Consider the following 20,345-nt stretch of genomic DNA (forward strand, 5'->3'; position numbering starts at 1 on the left):
AAGTACCTCAAAAATAACCTGTTATAGATTATATGTACTTAGCTCTCTTTAGCAACAAGGTTGTTATGGTCCTTACTGGTATACCTGTAGCTCCCTTTGGATGGTAGTACCATCCTGATGTGTGATGGGATGGACCTGCTATGTCTATATGTACCCAAGGTATTTTAGGGTCTACAAATTTTTCCAAAAATAGTCCTGCAGTTATTGCTCCTCCATACCTTGTCGTTCCTACGTTATATACATCTGCGTGGGGTGCCTTTATCTGTTCCCTAAGTTTATCGTTAAAAGGAAGCTGCCACATCCATTCTCCAGTTTTTTCAGTTATTTTTAAAAGCTCATTTATAAGTTTTTGGTTGTTTCCCATAACTCCGGCTGTAAACTCTCCAAGTGCTACTACACATGCACCTGTTAAAGTAGCCATATCGATAATCGCATCTGGTTTTAACTCTGATGCGTAAGATAAAGCATCTGCAAGGGTTAATCTTCCTTCAGCATCAGTGTTTCCTACTTCTATTGTAACTCCGTTTTTTGCTTTTAAGATATCATCAGGTCTGTAAGCTTTTCCACTTGGCATGTTCTCAGCAGCTGCAACTATACCGTGGACTGTTATGTTTGGTTTTAACTCTCCTATAGCTTTAAATATACCAAGAACTGCACAAGCTCCAGATTTATCTGTTTTCATCCATCTCATAAAGTCTCCAGTTTTTATATTAAGACCACCACTGTCAAACATCAATCCTTTTCCAACTATCGCAATTTCTCCTTCTGATTTTTTAGGTTTATACGTCAAATGTATAAATCTTGGTGGATTATCACTACCTTTTGCAACTGCAAGGTAAGCACCCATTCCCATCTTTTCTATCTCTTCTTCATCGTATATCTTTATTTCAAAACCATACTGTTTTGCTAGATTTTCTGCAATCTCCGCAAACTGAACTGTGTTTATAACGTTAGCTGGCTCGTTTACAAGGTCTCTTGTAAAGTTTTGAGCTTCTGCTAAAACTTTTCCTATCTCTATGTATTTTTTCAATGAGTCTTTATCCGTTTTCTTAGAGACATTTATCTGAATTGAGTTTACTTTAAAATCTTCCTTCTTAGTAAAGTACTTATCAAAATTATAATCTCCTAAAATTGCACCTTCAGTAAGAGCTTGAACTGCTTCTTTTATATCGAAGTCCTCTAGCTCTATATCTAAATCAATAACGCAATCGGAAGCTTTTATAGATTTTAACCTTCTAACTGTGTATGCAGATAACCTTCTTAGAACATCTAACTCAAACTTCTTTTTAGAACCCATCCCTGCTACAATAACATAATCAGCTTTTATTTTTCCAAAGGTTGGAACTACTAAAAAGCTATTTTCATTAGCTTTAAACTTTTGAGATTTAAATAGATGTGATACAGCTCCCTCTAAAATGTTATCAATCTTTTCAAGATTCCCAGAGAACTTCTTTTCTTCTTCAAACAAAGGAAATACTAAAGCATCTGTTTTTACAGACTCTAACTTTTTTGAAACAGCTTCTATTTTCATAGATTACACCTCTAAGATTAATTTTTGAGATATTATAAAGATTTTTGAAGAGATTTTCAATGAATTGTATGAGTTCTATACATCGTGAACACCTTCACCTAAAAATTTTATCATACTCCATAAACAATGTCTGCTGGTCTTTTGTATCCTAAAGAATGATGTGGCCTTATAAAATTGTACTTCCTTACATACTTCCTTAACTTCTTATTCATCTCCTCTAATGTGTAATCTAATCCCTCTATCAACCATAACTCCTCTTCTATTGTCCTTATCAATCTTTCTACAACACCATTAGTCTTTGGACTCCTTGGATAGCTAAAGTAATGCTCCACTCCTATATCCGTTAAATACTTGTTAAACTCCCCTAAAAACTCACTCCCGTTATCTGTTTGTACCCTCTTTATCTCAAATTCAAAATACTCATTTAACTCAATATAAAATTCTTTTGTTTTCTTTGAATTTTTACTTTCATATACCCGTGCAAAACAAAATCTGCTATACTTATCTATAGCTGTGAATTGGTAATATGTTGCACCTGCGATGTTCAGGTGTTTTACGTCTATTTGTACTACATCCCCTGGGGCTTGTGCTTGCAAGCCTCTTTTTGTCCTTTTCTTCTTTATACTCTTTTTTCTTTTGTTTTGTATTTTAATTGATTTTGTTCTCTCTATTAATCCTTCTTCTTTTAATACTTTATACACTGTAGATGGTGATACTTTTATGTTTTTTTCTTCTTGTAGATATGCCGATATTTTTTCTTTGCTCCAAGTTGGGTTTTGTTTCCTGACTTTTATTATTTGTTCTCTGTACTGATTTCTTATAGTTGGTTTTCTTGTGTTTTTTGGTGTTTTAGGTCTATCAAGAAGTCCTTCAAGTCCGTCTTTTTTGTATCTTTCAAACCATTTATAGAAGGTAGTTCTTGATATTCCGAAGTATCTGCAGGTTTTGGATATATTTTTTGTATCTTGGTAGTGCTGTATCCATTTTAGTCTTTTTTTGGCTTCTTTTGTTAAAGGAATGTCTTTAATCTTGTTTGATAGTTTTTTAGGAAAGAGTGTTGTCATATACATAGGGGTTCCTATAATACCTTTCATATAACCTACCTCCTGTTTTTGTTGAAATTATTTTAAAGGGGTAGGTGTTCACTGTGTATTGAAACTTATACATGAATTTATAGAGAAAAAAAGAGAAAATCCCCCTTATAAAAGGGGGAACTATGGGTTATGCAGTAGCTGGTTGTCCTTCTAAAACTTCTATTTCTACAGTTTCACTTTGCCATAAACCATGCTTTGTACAGTAGCTCATAGCATTTAATTTTAATTTGTCTTTAGTTGGAACGATGTAAAAATCCACTTCTGCTTGGTTAGGCTTGTTTCCAAGAGAACCTGGTGTAAATGTTGCTTGTCCAAGTAAAGTATCTCCATCCCATAGCTGAACGTAAGCTATGTAGTGGTCAAAGTCATCTGGATGAACGTACTCATTTCCAACTCTTACTTTAACTTTGAGCTTTTGACCTTTTACCGCTTCTCCTTCTACGTAAACAAATGGAGAGTGTCTGTCAATAAAGTCTCTCTTAGCTTCTTTGTCGATTGTTGAAATGTCCACATAACTGTTAACCTTTGGCATTAATGCACCTCCTGTTTAAAGTATTTTCTTAGGACTATATATTTTAATTTATACTCTACATTTTAGGTAATGACTATAATCACTTAGATATAATGACCATTATCATAGGCAAAAATATTTTGATAACCTAAACTTACTAAAAATGAGAGGTAATAGATGGATAGAAGGGAATTTTTAAAGCTGTCTGGTTTATCAGCTTCATTAATTTTGACAGACAATTTACTCGCTATGGAAATTTTAGAAAAAGAAGAAAAAAGAGAAATTAAATCTAAATCAGGAGGTAAGAAGATGAAAGTAGTTAAACTTCAGCCAAAGGATCACTTAAAGCCAAAAGGTCTTGTTGGAATTTCAGATGAACAAATTGAAGTTCACTTTGAAGCTCACTATAAAGGATACGTTGCAAAGTATAATGAAATCCAGGAAAAGCTTGCTTCGGACTTTGCAGATAGGTCTAAAGCTAACCAAAATTACTCGGAGTACAGAGCTTTAAAGGTTGAAGAAAGTTTTAACTATATGGGTGTGGTTCTCCATGAGCTTTACTTTGAAAACCTTGTAGCAGGTGGAAAGGGAGAACCTTCTCCAGAGCTGAAAAAAATGATAGAAGAGTATTTTGGTTCTGTAAATAACTGTATTAATGAGATAAAGGCAACAGGAATAGCTTGTAGAGGTTGGGCTACTTTATCTTATGACTTGTATAACAAAATTTTAGTTGTTAATGGTTTTGATGCTCATAACCAGTATGGTTTTGTTTACTCTGTTCCATTAATTGTTCTTGATGTTTACGAACATGCTTACTACGTAGACCAGAAGAATAAAAGACCACCTTACATAGATGCATTTTTCAAGAATTTAAACTGGGAAGTAGTAAACGAAAGGTTTAATAAAGCTGTTAAGTTCTAAGAATAAATACTAACAGGTAGATCCAGTGGTACTTTTCTCATAACTGCCACTGGGTTTTTTTTATTTCATTTGATGCTATGGTAATCAGAAAAAACTTTGTTAGATAGTTATCCTATGCTAAAATATGTCTTAAAGATTTGGAAAAAATGTAAATCGAATAAGTAATATTAACCATTGAAAATCAGAGTAAAATTTTAAAGGGAGCTTAAAAGCTCCCTATTTTTTATATTAACCACAAGAGAATGAGTTTCCGCAACCACAAGAACCTACAGCGTTAGGATTTTTAATAGTAAATCCACCACCCATAAAGTCCATTACGTAGTCTAACACAGCTCCATTTATGTAAGGTGCACTAAACTCATCAATGACTATTTTTACGCCGTGGTCAGCTTCTACTACTCTGTCGTTTTCAGATACTTCATCATCAAATCCCATAGCGTATTGGAAACCAGAACATCCACCAGGAACAACTCTAACCCTTAAAATTGGGTTTTCTATTTGGTTTTCGTCTGCTATTCTTTTGATTTCTTTAGCAGCAGTTTCTGTAACGATAAAGTTTACTGTTTGTGTTTGCATAACTATTTACCTCCTAAATAAATTTTCAAATAAGTTATCCTATTTAATCCTATTTAGTTATGATATCTATCAGAAAGTCATTAAATAGTATATACCTGTTTTAGGTTTTTCTATAGAAATTCCAAATTTCGATTTTAGCAGTTCTTCTAAAAGTGGTTTTGGAGGTTTTATTTCAATAACCGGAGCATCTTCTGGAAGTTTTCCAAGTTTCTTAGCTTCTTTTACAGCATCTTGAATATTTCCAAGTTTATCAATTAAGCCAATCTTTTGGGCTTCTCTTCCACTGAATACTCTACCATCTGCATAAGTTTTTAAAACTTCTTTTTTTATTGGTCTATACTTTACAATAGCATCTAAAAATTGGTCGTACACATCCATAACAGTTTTTTCTAAAATCTGTTTTTGTTCTGGTGTTAGAGGTTTTGTAGGATATAAGATATCTTTGTTTTCTCCGCTTTTTACAGTGTTTACTTTTACTCCTATCTTATTAAGAACTTCACTCAAATCTACTTGCTGTATAATAACACCTATACTTCCGGTTATAGTTCCGGGGTTTGCGTATATAACGTTGGCAGGAGCTGAGATATAGTATCCCCCAGAAGCTGCAACATTTCCCATAGATACAACTACAGGTTTTTTCTCTCTTAACTTTTCTATGGCTCTGTATATTTCCTGTGAAGCACCTACAGCTCCTCCAGGACTGTCAACTGCTATAACTACAGCTTTAATAGATTCATCTTTTTCAGCTTGGGCTATATTAGAGACAGTTTCCATGTGATCCATAATAGTATCGTTTACCCTTATAAGGGCAACTTTTGGTTTTGATGTTTCTTTTAGCGAAGATATAATGTAAAATACTATAAATATTGCTACTAAACCAATTAAAACTTTCTTGAACATAATTTGTCCCTCCAAAATCAATAAATAACTAAATTATCTCTATGAACAACTTCTTCAACATCTTTTCCAAGTATTTTAGAAGCTTCTTTTGTATTTAAGCCTTTTATCTTTTTCAAATCTTTATAGCTTAAATTAACTATTCCTTTCCCTATAACGATATTATCTTGACTTACAATAGCTACAGTATCCTTTGGATTAAAAATTCCTTCTACTTCTTTGATACCACTTGGAAGTAAACTTTTACCTTCTTTTAAGGCTTTTTCAGCTCCTTTATCTACTATTATCCTACCTTTGGGGTGAGATAAGAGGGCAAGCCAGCTTTTTTTACCTGACATCTTCTTTCTTTTAGAGGGGTAGATAAAGGTTCCTACTTCTTGCCCTGTTAAAACTTTGTCTATAATATCACTACTTTTAGGTACAATCATTACAGGAATTGAGTGAGATGTTGCTATCTTTGCAGCTTCTAACTTACTTCTCATTCCACCGGTTCCAAAGGTGGACTTTGAAGATTTTGCATAGTTTAGTGCCGAATCTACATCAACTACTTCTTTTATAAGCTGTGCATCGGGATTTGAAGGGTCGTCTGTGTATAGTCCTCCAGCTGTTGAAATTATTATTAGTAAGTCTGCATCTGCCAATACAGAAACATGGGAAGAAAGGTAGTCATTATCTCCAAATACTATCTCTTCTACGGCTATTGCATCGTTTTCATTTATGATAGGAACAACTTTATATTCAAGTAATTTATTTAACGTTTCTTTTGCATATAGGTATCTTTTCCTCTCTTGAAGTCCTTCTATGGTAAGTAGCATCTGACCTATAATTAAATCTTTTTCGGAAAATACTTTGTCGTAAATTTGCATAAGGTATGCCTGTCCTACACTTGCTATAGCCTGTTTTTCTGTAATGGTTTTAGGTCTACTTGGTAATTTTAGCTTTTTTACACCAGCTAAAACAGCTCCAGAAGAGACTATAATAAACTCTCTATCAGAGTATTTTTTTATCTGGTTTGCAATGTCTGTAATGAAATCTATATCTATATCGTTGTTTTTTTCAAGTATTTGAGAACCTATTTTGATGACAATTCTTTTTGCTTTTTTTATGAGCTGATTTTTTTCCATTTGTTTATCCATTTTTTGCAAAAATAAGGTATCCTGTATGAGCTACCATTCTGTCATCAGGACGGAGTCTATCAGGTACAGGTTTATAACTTCTAAGTAGAATCTCTTCTACTTCTAAATCCAGAAAGTTTAACCTTTTTAGTTCTTTTAAAATCTCAATAACTTGGTTAGTGGTAGGAACTAAAAAACCTATCACAGCTCCTTTTTTTAACACAGATTTAACATTTTCAATATACAACCATGGTTCCCTAACATCTATAAACGCAGCATCAAAATCTTTCTCTTGGATTGGTTGGGATAAGTCGTGAAGATGGGGGATAACTATGTGGTCTAACTTTGCAAGCTTTAAGTTATTTAGTGCATTTTTTAAAAATTTTTCCTCTTTTTCATAAACGTATATTTTTCCATCTGGGTTTAGTGCGTTAGCCATTACTATTGTAAGAGCTCCACTTCCTATCCCAGATTCTAAAACCTTCATTCCTGAGGTAAGACCAAGTTTTAAGGTAATATAGGCAGAATCTTTTGGGTATATTATCTGAGTGTACCTTTTTATTCCGTACAATATTAATTCATAAAGGGTTGGTTTTAGTATAAAAAATTCCTCACCTTTATGGGTGAGGACTGTATCTCCAAAGTTTTTACCTATTATATCGTTAAATTTTATAGTTCCTTTATGGGTAGAAAACTCTTTATCTTTTTCTACTATAACAAAAAACGAGTCTTTTTTGCCTTTTAAATGGACTGTATCGCCTTCTTTTATCATTTTTTATGGGATAAAAGCTGTAATGATAACTCTTTGTTGTTGTAAATGTCTATTGAGTAGTTATCCCAAAATACACATGTTCCACCAGCTATAAAACATCCTCCGGAAGGATCTTGATACTTTGCAAACAGTATTTTTTCTTTTCCCAGTAAAGATTTTGCAGTGTCTTCTGCATAAATGATAGGCTCCACGTTATTACCTGTAATTGTAAGGCTGTCTGTACAAGCAAGAACTACTTTATTTATGTTTTTCTCTTTCATCTTTTGACTTGTTTTTGTAGTTGTTATCAGTAGGTTGTCATTGTCGTAGTTGTTAACATCGTCAGTTATAATATCTCCATTAAACTTTATTCCAAATCTTTCTGCCATTGTATTACAGGTATCTGCTATTTTGTCTTCGTTTTTGTAGTATGCAAAGATTCCTACTTTTTTTCCTTTCTTTACTAATTCTTCTATAAAGTCAACTTCTTCTTTTTTAAATGGGATTTCTGGGTAGTTAAAGATAATAACGTCATAGTTAGCAAACTTTTCAAACTCGTCAACTTCTTCTACAGATATATCGTTTTCCTTTGCGTACCTTTGAAGTTTTGAAAAGTAGTAATGGTCCGAAATGATAAACTCTTGATGGGTAGTACTCCAAGCAACTTTAATCAAGCCAAACCTCCTGTAAAAAATTTTTTAAATATTATACAACCTTTTAAAGATGAAAAACTCAAACCATTTTCTAATCTCTATTATAATAAAAGCTGCCATAAACGCTGAAAGTGGATACAACCAGTATTCAACAGGTATTGAAACACAGTGGAGGAAGTCAGGTAAAAGGTATATTAAAGCCACTTGAACAGGTAGTCCTACAAACGCCGTAGCTATGTATATGTAAGGATTTGCTTTAAAGTTTTCTAAAATATTGTAGAAAAATGGAAATTCCCTTACAGACTGCCAACCGTTTGCCCACTGAACAAATATAGTACTCAAAAATGTCACCGTTATAGCTACTTCTAAAGAGGTGGTTTGTAGGAGATGATAGAACATTCCTACTATCATCAATCCCATTAGTATAGAAAAGTATAAAATTCTAAAAATTTGGATTTTATCAATAAACCAAACTGAGAAAGTCTTGGGTTTTAACTTAAATATCCAACTTTCTTCTTTTGAAAAGACTAACGTTTTATCCTGAATTCCATCTGTTACTACGTTTATCCAGAGAATCTAGGTCGCATAAAGAGGTTGTGGAAGTGCTAAAACGACAGCAAAGAAAAGAAGAAATATTTCACTTATACCTGTTGAAAGTAAATAGCTGATTACTTTTCTAAGGTTATGAGATATTCTTCTACCTATTTTTATAGCATCTACTATAACCGATAAATCTCTCTCTAAAAGGATCATCTTCGCTACAGATTTTGTTGCTTGAGACCCTTCATTCATAGCAATTCCTAAATCTGCAGCTTTTACCGCCGGCATATCGTTAACTCCATCCCCCATCATTACAACCTCTTCACCAGCTGATTGTAGTATTTTTACTATTCTGTACTTATCCTCTGGTGTTGACCTTGCAACTACAGAAATGTTGTAAAGTAAATCCTTTAACTCATCGTCTGTGTACTTTTCTAATTCTCTTCCTTCAACGGCTAATTTCCCTTCTTCATGTATACCAACCATTTTGGCAACAGCTACAGCTGTCTTTAAGTTGTCTCCCGTTATCATAATAACCCTTATTCCGGCCCCTTTAGCTGCCTTTACAGCATCTATTGCAGTCTGCTTTGGTGGGTCTAAAAATCCTACCAGTCCTACCAGTTTAATCTTAACTTTAGTTATATCATCTATAGGTTGATCTACAATTTGATAACCAAAGGCAAGTACCCTTAGTCCACTTTCTGCCATTTGGTCATGCTCTAATCTTAGTTTTTCTAAATCTTCTTTGTTTGCTGCTAACTTCTCTAAAGATTCAAAGGCTCCTTTTATAAATAAAATGTTTTTATTTCCTAACTTTGTTAATAGAAGCCATAAGTTTTAATTTTGTGTCAAATGGGTAAAGTTTAACTCTTGGATTTTTTCCTCTTATATCTACATAGTCATAACCGTTATCTTTAAGTCACTTTAACATTGCAGTCTCTATAGGATCTCCCTTTTCTATCTCCGAATCATTACACAAAGCAAAAACCAATGGAATAATCTCATTATCTAAGGAGTATACCTTTTCGACTTTTAACTTATTCTCTGTTATCGTCCCTGTTTTATCGGTACAGATAAAGGTTGCACTTCCAAGGGATTCAACTGCAGGAAGCTGTCTAATAAGAGTTTTCTTTTTATAGAGTGTTATAGCTCCAACTACTAAAGCTATAGTAATCACTACAGGAAGTCCTTCGGGGACAGAAGAAACAAGTTGAGCTATTATAAGCATAACAAGGGTTTTTAACTCTCTGCCTTGAATTAATCCTATAACAAAGATAAACGATAGAATAAGTACAAGTGTAATTATTAATCTTTTTGAGAATGACCTTATTGACCTTGTTAGAGGCGTTTCTCTCTCTTTAATCTTTAATTTGGTGTATATTCTACCCATCTCTGTGTTTAGCCCAACGGCAAAAACAACAGCCTTTGCTACACCTTTAACAACGTAAGTTCCACCGTACCCTATATTTTCTCTCTCGTATATAGGTGTATCTTCAGGTAAAACTTTTTCTGCATGTTTTTCTACTGGTATAGACTCTCCTGTAAGAAGGGATTCATCTACTAAAAGATTGTTTGTTTCTATAAATCTAACATCTGCAGGGATAACATCACCTTCTCTAAGAATAATTATATCCCCTACAGTAATATCTTCAGAAGACAGCTCAACAACCTTCCCATCTCTTAAAACTTCTACTTTGGGTATTGATAACTGTAGAAGGTCTTTTATTTTTGTTTTTGCTTTGTACTCTTGATAGAAACCTATAAGACCATTGACAAAAACAATACCTACGATAAAGTAAAAATCTTTTAAATCTCCCAGATAAAGAGCTATAAATGATGCAAGTATAAGTATGAGGATTAAAGGATTTGTAAACTGTCTTATAAATATCTTTAATGTACTTTCTTCTTCTAACTCTATTTTGTTTTTACCATAAATCTTTAACCTTTTTTCTGCTTCTTGAGTAGATATCCCGTTTATTGAAGATTTAAGTTCTTCTAAGGCTTCTTCAATTGTTTTACTGTGCATTACTTTCATCGTTTTTCTTTCCTCTTTGGACATTTTCTTGATTTTTCTTTACAAACCACATACTCGCTCCAAACATCAAGGCTACTCCTATTATGATAATGATACCTTCAATAAATGAGTTTGCATTGCAAAAAACACCAAATGAAGAGTAAGGGTCGCACTGTTTTAAGTCTGAAATATCTAATGGATTTTTTTCTTCTACCTTTAAAATAAGGTTTAGAATATCCATTTTATCACCTCATAAATCAATATTTTCAGATAAGGCTTTTGTTGCTTTTAAAAGTTGTTTTTGACCTACTTTTGCGTACCTTGCCGTTGTAATAGGTGAAGCATGTCCTAAAAGTTCCTGTATTACTCTCAATTCTGCACCTGATGCCAAGGCTACCGTTGCAGCTGTATGTCGTAGTTTATGTGGGTGCAAGGATGTGGCAATTTTTTTACCAATATCTTTAATTTTTCTCCAAAGTGTGTGGTATGAGATAGGAAATATTGGTGTTTTACTGTCTATGTAATGATTTACTTCTTTTAGGTATTCTACAAGTATTTGTAAAGGCTTACCTGTAATTGGAACTTCTCTCTCTTTATCTCCTTTTCCTACAACTCTTATGTAGGCTATATCATCCTCTTTTAATCCTTCTTCTATAACTTTATCAACAGAAAATGTCTGGTTTTGTCTTTCTATTAAAATGTTTGACTTTTTTATGTTGAGAAGTTCAGAAGACCTAAGCCCTGTTGTTAAAAGAAGTACTACGATAGCTTTGTCCTGAAGGTTATCTATGTTTTTTAAAAGGGTCTTAATCTCTTCGTTTGAGAGAGAAGAGGGTATCCGCTGGGAGATTTTAGGTCTGTGGGATTTTGTGATAGGTGATACCTTTACAAGCTCTAAGTCTATAAGGTATTGGTAAAGTGAGTTTAAAGTAGCTAACTTCCTTGCTATTGTAGAAGATTTCTTTTTTTGGGATTGTAAAACCATACGAAACTTTGCAATGTCTGATTTTGAAACAAGTTCTACTTCTTTATCTCCTACTATTTTTATAAACTGGTTTAGGTCTACACTGTAATTTTTTATTGTGTTTGGAGATTTATCCGCTATGTAAGACAGAAAAAGCTCACAGCACTCAGACAGCTTCATCTCTAACCTTCCCACCTTTTGTAAAGGTTATGTTCTACTTCAAAAATATCTAAAACTTTTCCTATAACAAAGTTTACCATATCATCTACTGTCTTTGGTTTATTGTAAAATCCCGGAGATGCAGAGGCTACTATACCACCTGCGAGCATAACTTTTCTCATATTCTCAATGTGAATAAGAGAAAATGGCATCTCTCTAACAAGAAGTAAAAGTTTTTTTCTTTCCTTTAGTGCAACATCACAGACTCTCTGGATAAGGTTAGAACTTACTCCGTTTGCTACTGCTGCCAGTGTATCCATAGAGCAGGGAGCCACTATCACACCTTGGGTTTTAGTTAAGTACGACCCACTTGATACAGAAGCTCCTATGTTTTGGTTTGATATAACTTCTACATTTTGGTTTAAACTTTTTAAAAAATCAGATTTAGTAATACCTTCTTCTTTTTCCATTACAATGTAAGCTGCATTTGATACAACAAGGTGGACAAAGTGATTTTTAGATAGCTCTTCCACCAACCTTTTACCGTATATAAAACCACTTGCTCCAGTTATACAGACAACAAACTTTTTCATAACTCATATGATAACACAAATTGGAAAAGCTTATAAGCCCCCTTTTTTATGTTATCATATCTTATATGAGAGATTTAAGACCAACATCTAACTTAGTATTACAGGCTATTTTTAACATACTTTACTCTGTTAAAGGTAAGGATTTTTTAGACCTTTTTGCTGGAACAGGACAGGTAGGATTAAAGGCTCTGGAAAAAGGTGGAAAGTCTGTTGTTTTTGTTGATATAGAGAGAAAAAGAGTAGAGAATATAAAGAAAAAAGCAAAAAATTACCAAAATGCCAAATTTGTAGTTTCAGATGCTTTAAAGTTTTTAAAAACAGCTAACTCTTTTGATATAATCTTTGCTGATCCTCCTTACGATTACAAGTTTTATGATAAACTTATACAGCTATCATTTGAAGCTTTAAAAGAAGGTGGAATCTTGATAGTAGAGCATAGGTCAAACAACGACTTAAGTGGTATTCTACCTGATTACTTTTTAGAAAGTAGAAAGTACGGAGATACTGTAATATCTTTCTGGAGAAAGGAATGACAACAAAGGTATGTGTATATCCAGGAACATTTGACCCTGTTCACTTTGGCCATCTTGACATAGTTGACAGGGCACTTAACATATTTGAGACGGTTGTGGTAGCGATTGCAGAAAACCCCAAGAAAGAGCCATTTTTTTCTCTTGAAGAAAGGATAAAGATGTTCCAAGATGCCGTAAGTAAGTACAAAGGAAGAGTTATAGTAGAAGGATTCTCCGGTTTACTTGTCGACTTTGCAAGAAAATACAACACAAAGATTATAATAAGAGGTGTGAGACTTTTTACAGATTTTGAGTATGAACTTCAGATAGCCATGACAAACTACAAATTAGACAAAGTAGAGACATTTTTTATGATGCCACAACAAGAACTTATACACATAAGTTCCTCGATAGTAAAAGATGTGGCAATACATGGTGGAGATATAAGTAGTATGGTTACTCCCTTTGTAAAAAGTATGTTAGAAGAGAAGGTAAAGACACTATGGAAAAACTCTTAACCCTTTTATTAACCTTTGTTTTAGCTGGTTGTACAGTTAAGGATTACAACACTTACAAACCAAAAGAAAAAAAGGTAATTTGTTTTAAAGACTTAGTTGTAAATACTCCAGAACCTACATTAAAGGATATCCTCTATAAGAATATAAGTGATGGAGTTTTACAATCAGGAAATAAACTTGAATGTGGAGAAAAAACTAACTACAACCTTTATATAACGTTAAACAGTGTAAGATTTTACACTATAGGATACTCACCATCCCAAAGAGCTAACGTTTACGCAGTTGAGATGAATATAAACGTTAAGTTAGAAGACCTAAAAGGAAACATCTTAAAAGATAAAACTATTAGAGAAAAAACCCAGTACGTAGGAACAGGGTTAAGGTCTGACTTTGAAAAGAGGTATGCATTTGAAGAACTTGGAAAATTGATTAAAGTAAGAGTACTTTCAATACTGTCAGAGCCATGAACGAGATAAAGATACAGCAACTTTTAAAAGAGTATAACTTATCAAACTTAAAACCACTAATACTTATATACGGCAACGAAGAGTTAACAAAAAGTCTTTTTTTAGAAAAAGTTAAGTCTACAACTGCCTCAACAGTCTTTTGGGGAGACAGTCTTGACTTTAAAACTCTTTTAAATGAACTTGGAACAAAGTCATTATTCCAAACAGAGAAGACCATTATCGTTAAAAATTTTGATGAGTTTGTAAGTAATCTAAAGAAAGATGAGATAAAGCTATTTTTAGAAACGTTAAAAAAAGTCAACTTACCTACAAGATTTATAATGGTATGCTCTTTTGAAAAAATACCTTCTACAGAACCTTACAAAACTATAACAACTTTAGCCGATATTTTAGTGTCAACTAAACTTACACCTTCCGCATTTTACACATCTATAAAAAATAAACTATCAAGAGAGAGTAAAAAGATATCAGAAGAAGATTTAAAGTATCTTGTATCTCTACTTAACAATGACCTTACATTAGCCAAAAACGAGATTGAAAAACTACTTCTATATACAGCTGACAAAGACACCATCACAAAAGAAGATATAGATGCAGTAATAACACCAAAGTTTGAAGATAACGTGTTTGTCTTTTTAACCCAATTTTTCAAGAAAGATAAAACAGCTTTAAAAACTCTTTTAAACTTAATTGAAAATGGGTCTCACCCTTTTGAGATACAAAGTCTGATTTTATATCAACTTGAAAAAACTCTTTATTTTAAATCTTTGATTGAAAAAGGTATAGACCAAGAAGAAGCATTCAAAACAGTTGGGATAACAGCTCCCATACAGAAATCAAACATTTTAAATATATTAAAAGTATTAAAAGAAGAAGACCTTGAAAAATTAATAAAAGGTTTATACACATTAGAGATACAGCAAAAAGTTTTCTTTCAAGACCCTATAGAGAAGTTAACAGAGTTTGTAGTTAAAAATCTGGTAAAATAATCACTATGGAAAAATCAAAACTTGAGCTTAAAAACATTGAAAAAAGTTTTAAAGGTAGAACTGTAGTAGCAGGAGTATCTCTTTACGCAGAGGAAGGAGAGATAGTAGGACTCCTTGGACCAAACGGAGCTGGAAAAACTACTACCTTTAAGTGTCTTTTAGGTTTCTTAAAACCAGACAGGGGAAATGTAGTATTAAACGGTGAAGATATAACAAATCTACCAGTATATAAAAGGGCAAAAAAAGGTATAAGTTTTCTACCTCAAGAGTCTTCTATATTTAGAGATTTAACTGTTTGGGAAAATCTAATGATGTTTTTAGAATTTCAAGATATCTCTCCATCTGAAAGGGAGAGAAAAGCAAAAGACCTTTTAGAAGAGTTTCATATCCTCCATCTAAAAGACCAGAAGGCATCAACTCTTTCCGGAGGAGAGAGAAGAAGGTTAGAAATAGCCAGAAGTCTCATAACAAACCCTTCTTTTTTACTTTTAGATGAACCGTTTGCAGGAGTTGACCCTGTTTCAGTAAAGGAGATAAACTCTCTTATAAAGTCTTTGGTGGAGAAAGAGATAGGTGTTATAATCACAGACCACAACGTAAGAGAAACACTAAAAATAACAGACAGAGCTTACATAATAGCCCACGGTAAAGTAATAGCAGAAGGAACACCTCAAGAAATCGTAGAAAACGAAGAAGTAAGAAAAGTCTTCTTGGGAGAAGACTTCGTTTTAATTTAGTAGTTATCCTCTTGTTTTCTATACTCCATAACCATCTCTATAAATAGCAAGATTATAGAGATTATGTTTGCAACAGCAGCTCCTATAGCAAGACCTATTGCCAAATCTACGTGAACGTTTGAAAAGTATAAAATTGCTGCAGGAATAAGATGAAGGTCTGCAACTAAAGCAGTTGCAAGTAACTCTGCCGATAGGATTTTTTTGGCACCAAACTTTAAAACGGTTGCTATAAGATTTACACCAATAGCAACAACCAACTGATAAGGGTCATGACTAAAGATAAAACCAACATTTGAAGTTAGTGCAAGAAATATAAAAAAATCTGACCAAACCTTACCCCAATTTATCAACTTTGAACCTCCTGTGGATTATTTATGTACTGCTTGGCTTTTTCTACGTTTGAAGGTTTTCCAAGTAAAAGTAAAGTATATCCTGCCTTGATAACAGAATCTCCACTTGGAGCTATCTCCATTGTTCCATCCGGTTTAACTATTGCCACAACTGTTGTTTGAGTATTTTTTCTCAAATGTATATCTTTTAAAGCTTTTCCTACTATCCAAGCGTTTTCATCTACATAAATTTCTGTAATGTCTATGTCTGTTCTCTCCCCAAAAGCTATTTTATTTAAAAAGTTTGAAACTAAAGGAGAAGGTGGATGTAGTACTAACGATACTATCCTTTTACCTATTGTTTGTTGTGGAACAATGACTTCGTTGGCTCCAAGGAGCTTCATCTTTTCTGATGACCCTTCTGTTGTTGCAGTTGCAAAGATGTAGAAACTATCTTTTTCTGGTTTTATAAGTCTTGCTGTCACTATTACTGCTAAATCTTGAGTGTTTTCTTCAAAAGCTGTTATTAATCCCCTTGCCCTTTCTATAAAACATCCAAGTAAAACAGCCCTTTTATGAGGCTCATCAAAAACGAAATAGTCAATATTGTATGCTCTTATCTCCTCTTCTTTACTCTTATCAGGTTCAATCAAAATAAATGGTATTTTTCTTTTTTTAAAGTCTTTGATTATTTCTTTTGTTATCTCATTAAAAGGTGTTATTATAAAGTGGTCTTTTATTTTTTCCATCTCCTTGTACATCCTCCAGTATCTGTATATAGTTTCAAGATTGCTTGTAGTCAAAACTTGAATTGTTTTAACCAGACCGTACATATAACCCAAAGGAAAGGCAAACATTATAAAAATACTAGATAAAAATCTGTTTAGTATAACATTTTCAGTGTAAGGCTCAGTATACCCTATAGTTGAGATTGATATTACTGTATGGAAAAAGAAGTTTACTACACTTTCCCCATCTGATTTATTGTTCACTATCATAAACATCAACGTTCCGATTGTAGTCACAAATATAACTATCATTAAAGGAAGTTTGAGCTGACCTAAAACATCGTAAAACTTCTCTTCGTAGATGTACCTGTAGTTTATAGGCTTTACTTTTCCGTAGTGTGGGATTTTTTTATCTTTCAACTTTTTACCAATTTTCAAGTAAATTTTTTAACTTTTCATCTTTATCATACCACTTTCCTATCATTTTGGCAACATACTTTCCAAGAATATCAAACTCTATGTTTACAACATCTCCCACTTTTCTGTATTTAAGGTTTGTGTTTTCAAGGGTATGGGGTATAATGTTTAAGTCTATGATATTTTCATTTATATAGTTTACAGTCAAACTTATCCCATCTATTGCAATAGACCCTTTTTCTATTACAAGATTTTTATACTCAGGAGAAAAAGATATTTTAAAGTTTGTATGGCTTCCAAGGGAAGTTTTAGAAACTATACTTCCAGTTGTATCAACGTGTCCTTGGACTATATGTCCTCCCAGTCTAGACTGGGGAGTTAAAGACCTTTCAAGGTTTACATAGTCTCCTGTTTTTAAAAAGGAAAAATTACTTCTTTTTATAGTCTCTTGAGACACATCAAAACTTGCACTTTCTTTATCCATATCTACAACCGTTAAACAAACGCCGTTTACTGATATACTATCTCCTAAAACAGTCCCATCTAATACTTTTCTGCAACTTACAACCAACCTCATACCATCAGAATTTTTTATAACACTTTTTACCTTTCCAACTTCTTCAATCAATCCTGTAAACATTTTCACTCCTCCAGAGCATCGTATATAACATAGTTTCTTAAAACTTTTTTAACGTAATCCCTTGTCTCATCGTAAGGGTACAGCTCTATAAACTCTGCTAAGTCTTTTGGTCTTCTGTTTTCTATAAACCTTTTTACAGCTCCTTCTCCAGAGTTGTAAGATGCAAAAACGTAAACAAGTTCTCCGTCAAACATACTGATAAGCCTGTTTAAATACCACATGGAAAACTTTACACCTAAATCGGGATTAAAGAGGTCTGTAATATCAAAGTTTTCAATCTTTAAATTTTCTGCAGTCCACTTAGCGGTTTTTGGAATAAACTGGGTAAGTCCAACAGCGTTAGACCAAGATATAGCGTAAGGGTCAAAAAAACTCTCCTGTTTTATAACAGCGTAAACTATATTCTCCATATTTTTATCTTCTATTCTTGAAAAAGGTTTTACATAACTACATAAAGAGTTTTGACCGAAACACTTTACTGCAATCTCTGGCATTACATTGTAAAGTTTTTCACAGGGATTAGTTTTAATATAGTAATTTCCTTCAATGTAGGCAAGTTTATAATCTTTATCTTTTAATTGTTTTATTATTAAAGCTGTACTGTCTGGCTCTAAAGAGCATCTTCTGTTTTTGAGAATATTTGGTTTAATTTTACTTTTGTAGTAAATAAGTGCTAAGTAAGGTGTAATCTCTTCTACCTTCAGCTTCTCTTTAGGCGGAGTTAACTGAGTCCCTTGTAGTAGAGACTCCCAGTAAAGTATCTGGTAAGGGTCTTTTGAGTAATTTTTATACTGGTTTAAGTAATAGGTTGCTTGTGTATAATCTCCTTGAGTGTAGTGATACAAAAACATTAGCCAAATCAAGTCTTCTGGTAGTGTTTGAAAGTAAGTTTTTAAGGTTTCTACGTAAAACAAAAACAAGTTGTAATTTTGTCTGTAAAATTCTTTACTTGCCCTTTGAGTTAAAAACTCTCTTAATTTATCAAGTTGTTTTTTTTCAAGAAGGTAGTTTATGTAAGTATTTTCATACTCTTTACTTAAGTTTGCAGCTACCTTTAAGGCTTTTTCAAAGTAAGGACTATCTTGACTTATGTTTAAAAAGTAGGATATATCTCTCGTTAGTCTTAAAAGAAAGTAGTTAACTGCGTTTTGGTCTTCTAAAGTATAAACTAAGTATTTGGCTTTTTCGTAATGTTTGTTTTTTATACAGGTTTCCACTGCTTTTTCTTTGTCCTCTTCTGAAAGGTAAGGGTATAGTTCTAAGTATGCTTTGTAGCCGTAGTACGTGTGAGTTAAACCAGTTGCAAGCTCTTTTAAAGTTTGTTTGTCATTTTTTAATTTTGAGTAGATGTAAAGGTAAAATGGATAGTCCTCTTTTAAAAAAGCTCTTTTATTTACTTGGTCTATAAACTTTTCTGCCTTTTCTAAATCTCCACTGTAATACAAAAATGAAGCTATTTTTACAGCTACATAACTACTTAAAGCATAGTTTTTGTTCTCAGTAATAACTGAGTATGCGTTATTTAAGTCTATTTTGTCAAAATCTGATTTGTAAAGGTCTAAAAGTTGGTTGTAGTCTGCAAAAGCAAAAACTACCGTAAAAAGTATTGATAAAATTAATTTTTTAACCATCTAACTTCTCAATAATATAGGGAATTGGTTCTGGAAGTTTCTCTAACTGTATATGTAAATCTTTATTGGTTCGTGGATGTTTAAAGGTTAAACTGTAAGCAACCAGTGCGTGGTAATTAAGAATGTTTGATAACTCTACAGCTAAACTTGAGCCTAACTTACTTTTTTTAAATCCGTAAACTTGGTCGTTTAAAAGTGGATGTCCTATGGCTGAGAAATGGACTCTTATTTGGTGCGTTCTTCCTGTATGAAGTTTTATATCAACCATTGTAAGATTATGTTTTTCCCATCTTTTTTCAACCCAGTACTCCGTTAGGGCATCTCTTAGATTTGTTGCTACTGTTCCCATTTTTTGCCTATCGTATATAGACCTTCCAATAGGTAAATCTATTATACCGTGGTCTTTCTTTACAATACCTACTACTATTGCTTTATACCTTTTATCTATCTCCCTATTTTGAAACATTTTTTGTAATTCTTTATGGGTAAATTCTGATTTTGCAACTATTATTAATCCTGCCGTATCTTTATCAAGTCTGTGGACTATTCCAGCCCTTTCTTTTCCTTGGTATGTAGACACATTTTTAAAATGGTATAACAGAGCATTTACAAGAGTTCCACTTGTATGTCCCACAGAAGGATGGACTACCATGCCCGGTGGTTTGTAAACAACGGCAAGGTCTTCATCTTCATAGTACACTTTTAATGGTATATTTTCTGGGACTACTTCTAAAGGTTGTGGTGGAGGGATAATTACTGTATAACTCTCTCCAACCTTTACTTTCAAAGAAGGCTTTTTAATTGGTTTGTCTTCTTTTAATATAAAGCCTTTTTCTATTAGGTCTTGATAGTAAGAGCGAGAGTACTCTGGGTAGACTTTTGCTAAGAACTGGTCTAATCTCAAACCTGCATACTCTTCATTTACCTTAAATGTTAGAATTTCTTCCATCACTTACATTTTATCCAAGAACTAAGTATTTTTCAAACCTTTTACAAAAATTATTATTTTTCATATACTTACATAATTAAAATAAAGTTCCATATTTAAATCTATTCTA

Annotated in this window: 25 protein-coding genes; 6 read left to right on the forward strand and 19 right to left on the reverse strand. The window is 33.0% G+C overall.

The genetic code is table 11. The annotated features are described in order from the left end of the window. Positions 1-28: 28 nt before the first annotated feature. From SULAZ_RS06925 to SULAZ_RS06935, 3 genes are all read right to left on the reverse strand, one after another. A complete protein-coding gene (locus SULAZ_RS06925) occupies positions 29-1,531 on the reverse strand; it encodes a leucyl aminopeptidase (protein WP_012674620.1) in 1,503 nt (500 codons plus the stop codon). 110 nt (positions 1,532-1,641) lie between these two features. After that, a complete protein-coding gene (locus SULAZ_RS06930; protein ID WP_012673450.1) occupies positions 1,642-2,625 on the reverse strand; it encodes an IS481 family transposase in 984 nt (327 codons plus the stop codon). Positions 2,626-2,752: 127 nt separating this feature from the next. Beyond that, positions 2,753-3,157, reverse strand: coding sequence for a desulfoferrodoxin family protein (locus tag SULAZ_RS06935; RefSeq protein ID WP_012674581.1), 405 nt, complete (start codon positions 3,155-3,157; stop codon positions 2,753-2,755). A 288-nt stretch (positions 3,158-3,445) separates the two neighbouring features. Between SULAZ_RS06935 and SULAZ_RS06940 the strand changes: the two genes are divergently transcribed. Continuing rightward, complete coding sequence (locus tag SULAZ_RS06940; protein ID WP_041676147.1) at positions 3,446-4,057, forward strand: superoxide dismutase; 612 nt, start codon at positions 3,446-3,448, stop codon at positions 4,055-4,057. A 228-nt stretch (positions 4,058-4,285) separates the two neighbouring features. Here SULAZ_RS06940 and SULAZ_RS06945 read toward each other — a convergent pair whose 3' ends face one another. The 11 genes from SULAZ_RS06945 to SULAZ_RS06985 all read right to left on the reverse strand — a co-directional run bounded on the left by SULAZ_RS06945 (position 4,286) and on the right by SULAZ_RS06985 (position 12,319). Beyond that, complete coding sequence (locus SULAZ_RS06945) at positions 4,286-4,633, reverse strand: HesB/IscA family protein (protein WP_012674759.1); 348 nt, start codon at positions 4,631-4,633, stop codon at positions 4,286-4,288. Positions 4,634-4,702: 69 nt separating this feature from the next. After that, a complete protein-coding gene (gene sppA / locus SULAZ_RS06950) occupies positions 4,703-5,533 on the reverse strand; it encodes a signal peptide peptidase SppA (protein ID WP_012674141.1) in 831 nt (276 codons plus the stop codon). Positions 5,534-5,550: 17 nt separating this feature from the next. Continuing rightward, the gene (gene proB / locus SULAZ_RS06955; RefSeq protein WP_228357443.1) at positions 5,551-6,666 is read right to left on the reverse strand and encodes a glutamate 5-kinase; all 1,116 of its coding nucleotides are present in this window, start codon (positions 6,664-6,666) and stop codon (positions 5,551-5,553) included. Continuing rightward, positions 6,659-7,417: a tRNA (adenine-N1)-methyltransferase gene (locus tag SULAZ_RS06960; RefSeq protein ID WP_012674336.1), complete on the reverse strand. Its 759-nt coding sequence runs from the start codon at positions 7,415-7,417 to the stop codon at positions 6,659-6,661. Before SULAZ_RS06960 ends, proB begins: the two co-directional genes overlap by 8 nt. Continuing rightward, positions 7,414-8,070, reverse strand: coding sequence for a hypothetical protein (locus SULAZ_RS06965; protein ID WP_012673806.1), 657 nt, complete (start codon positions 8,068-8,070; stop codon positions 7,414-7,416). The genes SULAZ_RS06960 and SULAZ_RS06965 overlap by 4 nt, the downstream gene beginning before the upstream one ends. Before the next feature lie 24 nt (positions 8,071-8,094). Beyond that, positions 8,095-8,625 (reverse strand): cation transporting ATPase C-terminal domain-containing protein, encoded by a 531-nt coding sequence (locus SULAZ_RS09135; protein ID WP_228357502.1) that lies wholly within the window; start codon positions 8,623-8,625, stop codon positions 8,095-8,097. Beyond that, positions 8,626-9,387 carry an HAD-IC family P-type ATPase gene (locus SULAZ_RS09140; protein ID WP_484600289.1) on the reverse strand — a complete coding sequence of 254 codons (762 nt, stop codon included), beginning with the start codon at positions 9,385-9,387 and terminating at the stop codon, positions 8,626-8,628. It lies immediately after the preceding gene. 121 nt (positions 9,388-9,508) lie between these two features. Next, positions 9,509-10,624, reverse strand: coding sequence for an HAD-IC family P-type ATPase (locus SULAZ_RS09145; RefSeq protein ID WP_012674964.1), 1,116 nt, complete (start codon positions 10,622-10,624; stop codon positions 9,509-9,511). Next, positions 10,605-10,844, reverse strand: coding sequence for a hypothetical protein (locus SULAZ_RS06975; protein WP_012674365.1), 240 nt, complete (start codon positions 10,842-10,844; stop codon positions 10,605-10,607). The genes SULAZ_RS09145 and SULAZ_RS06975 overlap by 20 nt, the downstream gene beginning before the upstream one ends. Positions 10,845-10,853: 9 nt before the next feature. Further along, positions 10,854-11,747 carry a tyrosine-type recombinase/integrase gene (locus SULAZ_RS06980; protein WP_012675126.1) on the reverse strand — a complete coding sequence of 298 codons (894 nt, stop codon included), beginning with the start codon at positions 11,745-11,747 and terminating at the stop codon, positions 10,854-10,856. Between the two features lie 2 nt (positions 11,748-11,749). After that, on the reverse strand, positions 11,750-12,319 hold the full coding sequence (locus tag SULAZ_RS06985) for a UbiX family flavin prenyltransferase (RefSeq protein WP_012675124.1): 570 nt from the start codon (positions 12,317-12,319) through the stop codon (positions 11,750-11,752). Between the two features lie 65 nt (positions 12,320-12,384). On the opposite strand from SULAZ_RS06985, the gene SULAZ_RS06990 reads away from it, so the two are divergent. The 5 genes from SULAZ_RS06990 to lptB are packed head-to-tail and all read left to right on the forward strand — an operon-like array spanning position 12,385 to position 15,542. Next, positions 12,385-12,852: an RsmD family RNA methyltransferase gene (locus SULAZ_RS06990; protein WP_041676149.1), complete on the forward strand. Its 468-nt coding sequence runs from the start codon at positions 12,385-12,387 to the stop codon at positions 12,850-12,852. Then, positions 12,849-13,349, forward strand: coding sequence for a pantetheine-phosphate adenylyltransferase (gene coaD / locus SULAZ_RS06995; protein ID WP_012675091.1), 501 nt, complete (start codon positions 12,849-12,851; stop codon positions 13,347-13,349). The genes SULAZ_RS06990 and coaD overlap by 4 nt, the downstream gene beginning before the upstream one ends. Then, entirely contained in the window at positions 13,334-13,816 is a 483-nt protein-coding gene (locus SULAZ_RS07000; RefSeq protein WP_012674104.1) for a hypothetical protein, read from the forward strand. Before coaD ends, SULAZ_RS07000 begins: the two co-directional genes overlap by 16 nt. After that, positions 13,813-14,805: a DNA polymerase III subunit delta gene (gene holA / locus SULAZ_RS07005; RefSeq protein WP_012673628.1), complete on the forward strand. Its 993-nt coding sequence runs from the start codon at positions 13,813-13,815 to the stop codon at positions 14,803-14,805. Before SULAZ_RS07000 ends, holA begins: the two co-directional genes overlap by 4 nt. Positions 14,806-14,810: 5 nt before the next feature. Continuing rightward, complete coding sequence (gene lptB, locus SULAZ_RS07010) at positions 14,811-15,542, forward strand: LPS export ABC transporter ATP-binding protein (protein WP_012673853.1); 732 nt, start codon at positions 14,811-14,813, stop codon at positions 15,540-15,542. Here lptB and SULAZ_RS07015 read toward each other — a convergent pair. The 5 genes from SULAZ_RS07015 to SULAZ_RS07035 are packed head-to-tail and all read right to left on the reverse strand — an operon-like array spanning position 15,539 to position 20,236. Further along, on the reverse strand, positions 15,539-15,892 hold the full coding sequence (locus tag SULAZ_RS07015) for a DUF6394 family protein (RefSeq protein WP_012674328.1): 354 nt from the start codon (positions 15,890-15,892) through the stop codon (positions 15,539-15,541). The genes lptB and SULAZ_RS07015 overlap by 4 nt on opposite strands. Next, the gene (locus SULAZ_RS07020; RefSeq protein ID WP_228357444.1) at positions 15,889-17,019 is read right to left on the reverse strand and encodes a potassium channel family protein; all 1,131 of its coding nucleotides are present in this window, start codon (positions 17,017-17,019) and stop codon (positions 15,889-15,891) included. Before SULAZ_RS07020 ends, SULAZ_RS07015 begins: the two co-directional genes overlap by 4 nt. Before the next feature lie 4 nt (positions 17,020-17,023). After that, the gene (locus SULAZ_RS07025) at positions 17,024-17,656 is read right to left on the reverse strand and encodes a riboflavin synthase (RefSeq protein ID WP_012674053.1); all 633 of its coding nucleotides are present in this window, start codon (positions 17,654-17,656) and stop codon (positions 17,024-17,026) included. A gap of 2 nt (positions 17,657-17,658) precedes the next feature. Next, entirely contained in the window at positions 17,659-19,287 is a 1,629-nt protein-coding gene (locus tag SULAZ_RS07030) for a lytic transglycosylase domain-containing protein (RefSeq protein WP_012674984.1), read from the reverse strand. Next, entirely contained in the window at positions 19,280-20,236 is a 957-nt protein-coding gene (locus SULAZ_RS07035; protein WP_012674519.1) for an RluA family pseudouridine synthase, read from the reverse strand. Before SULAZ_RS07035 ends, SULAZ_RS07030 begins: the two co-directional genes overlap by 8 nt. Positions 20,237-20,345: the final 109 nt, after the last annotated feature.

Source organism: Sulfurihydrogenibium azorense Az-Fu1 (assembly GCF_000021545.1).
In the GTDB taxonomy this organism is placed as follows: Bacteria; Aquificota; Aquificia; order Aquificales; family Hydrogenothermaceae; genus Sulfurihydrogenibium; species Sulfurihydrogenibium azorense.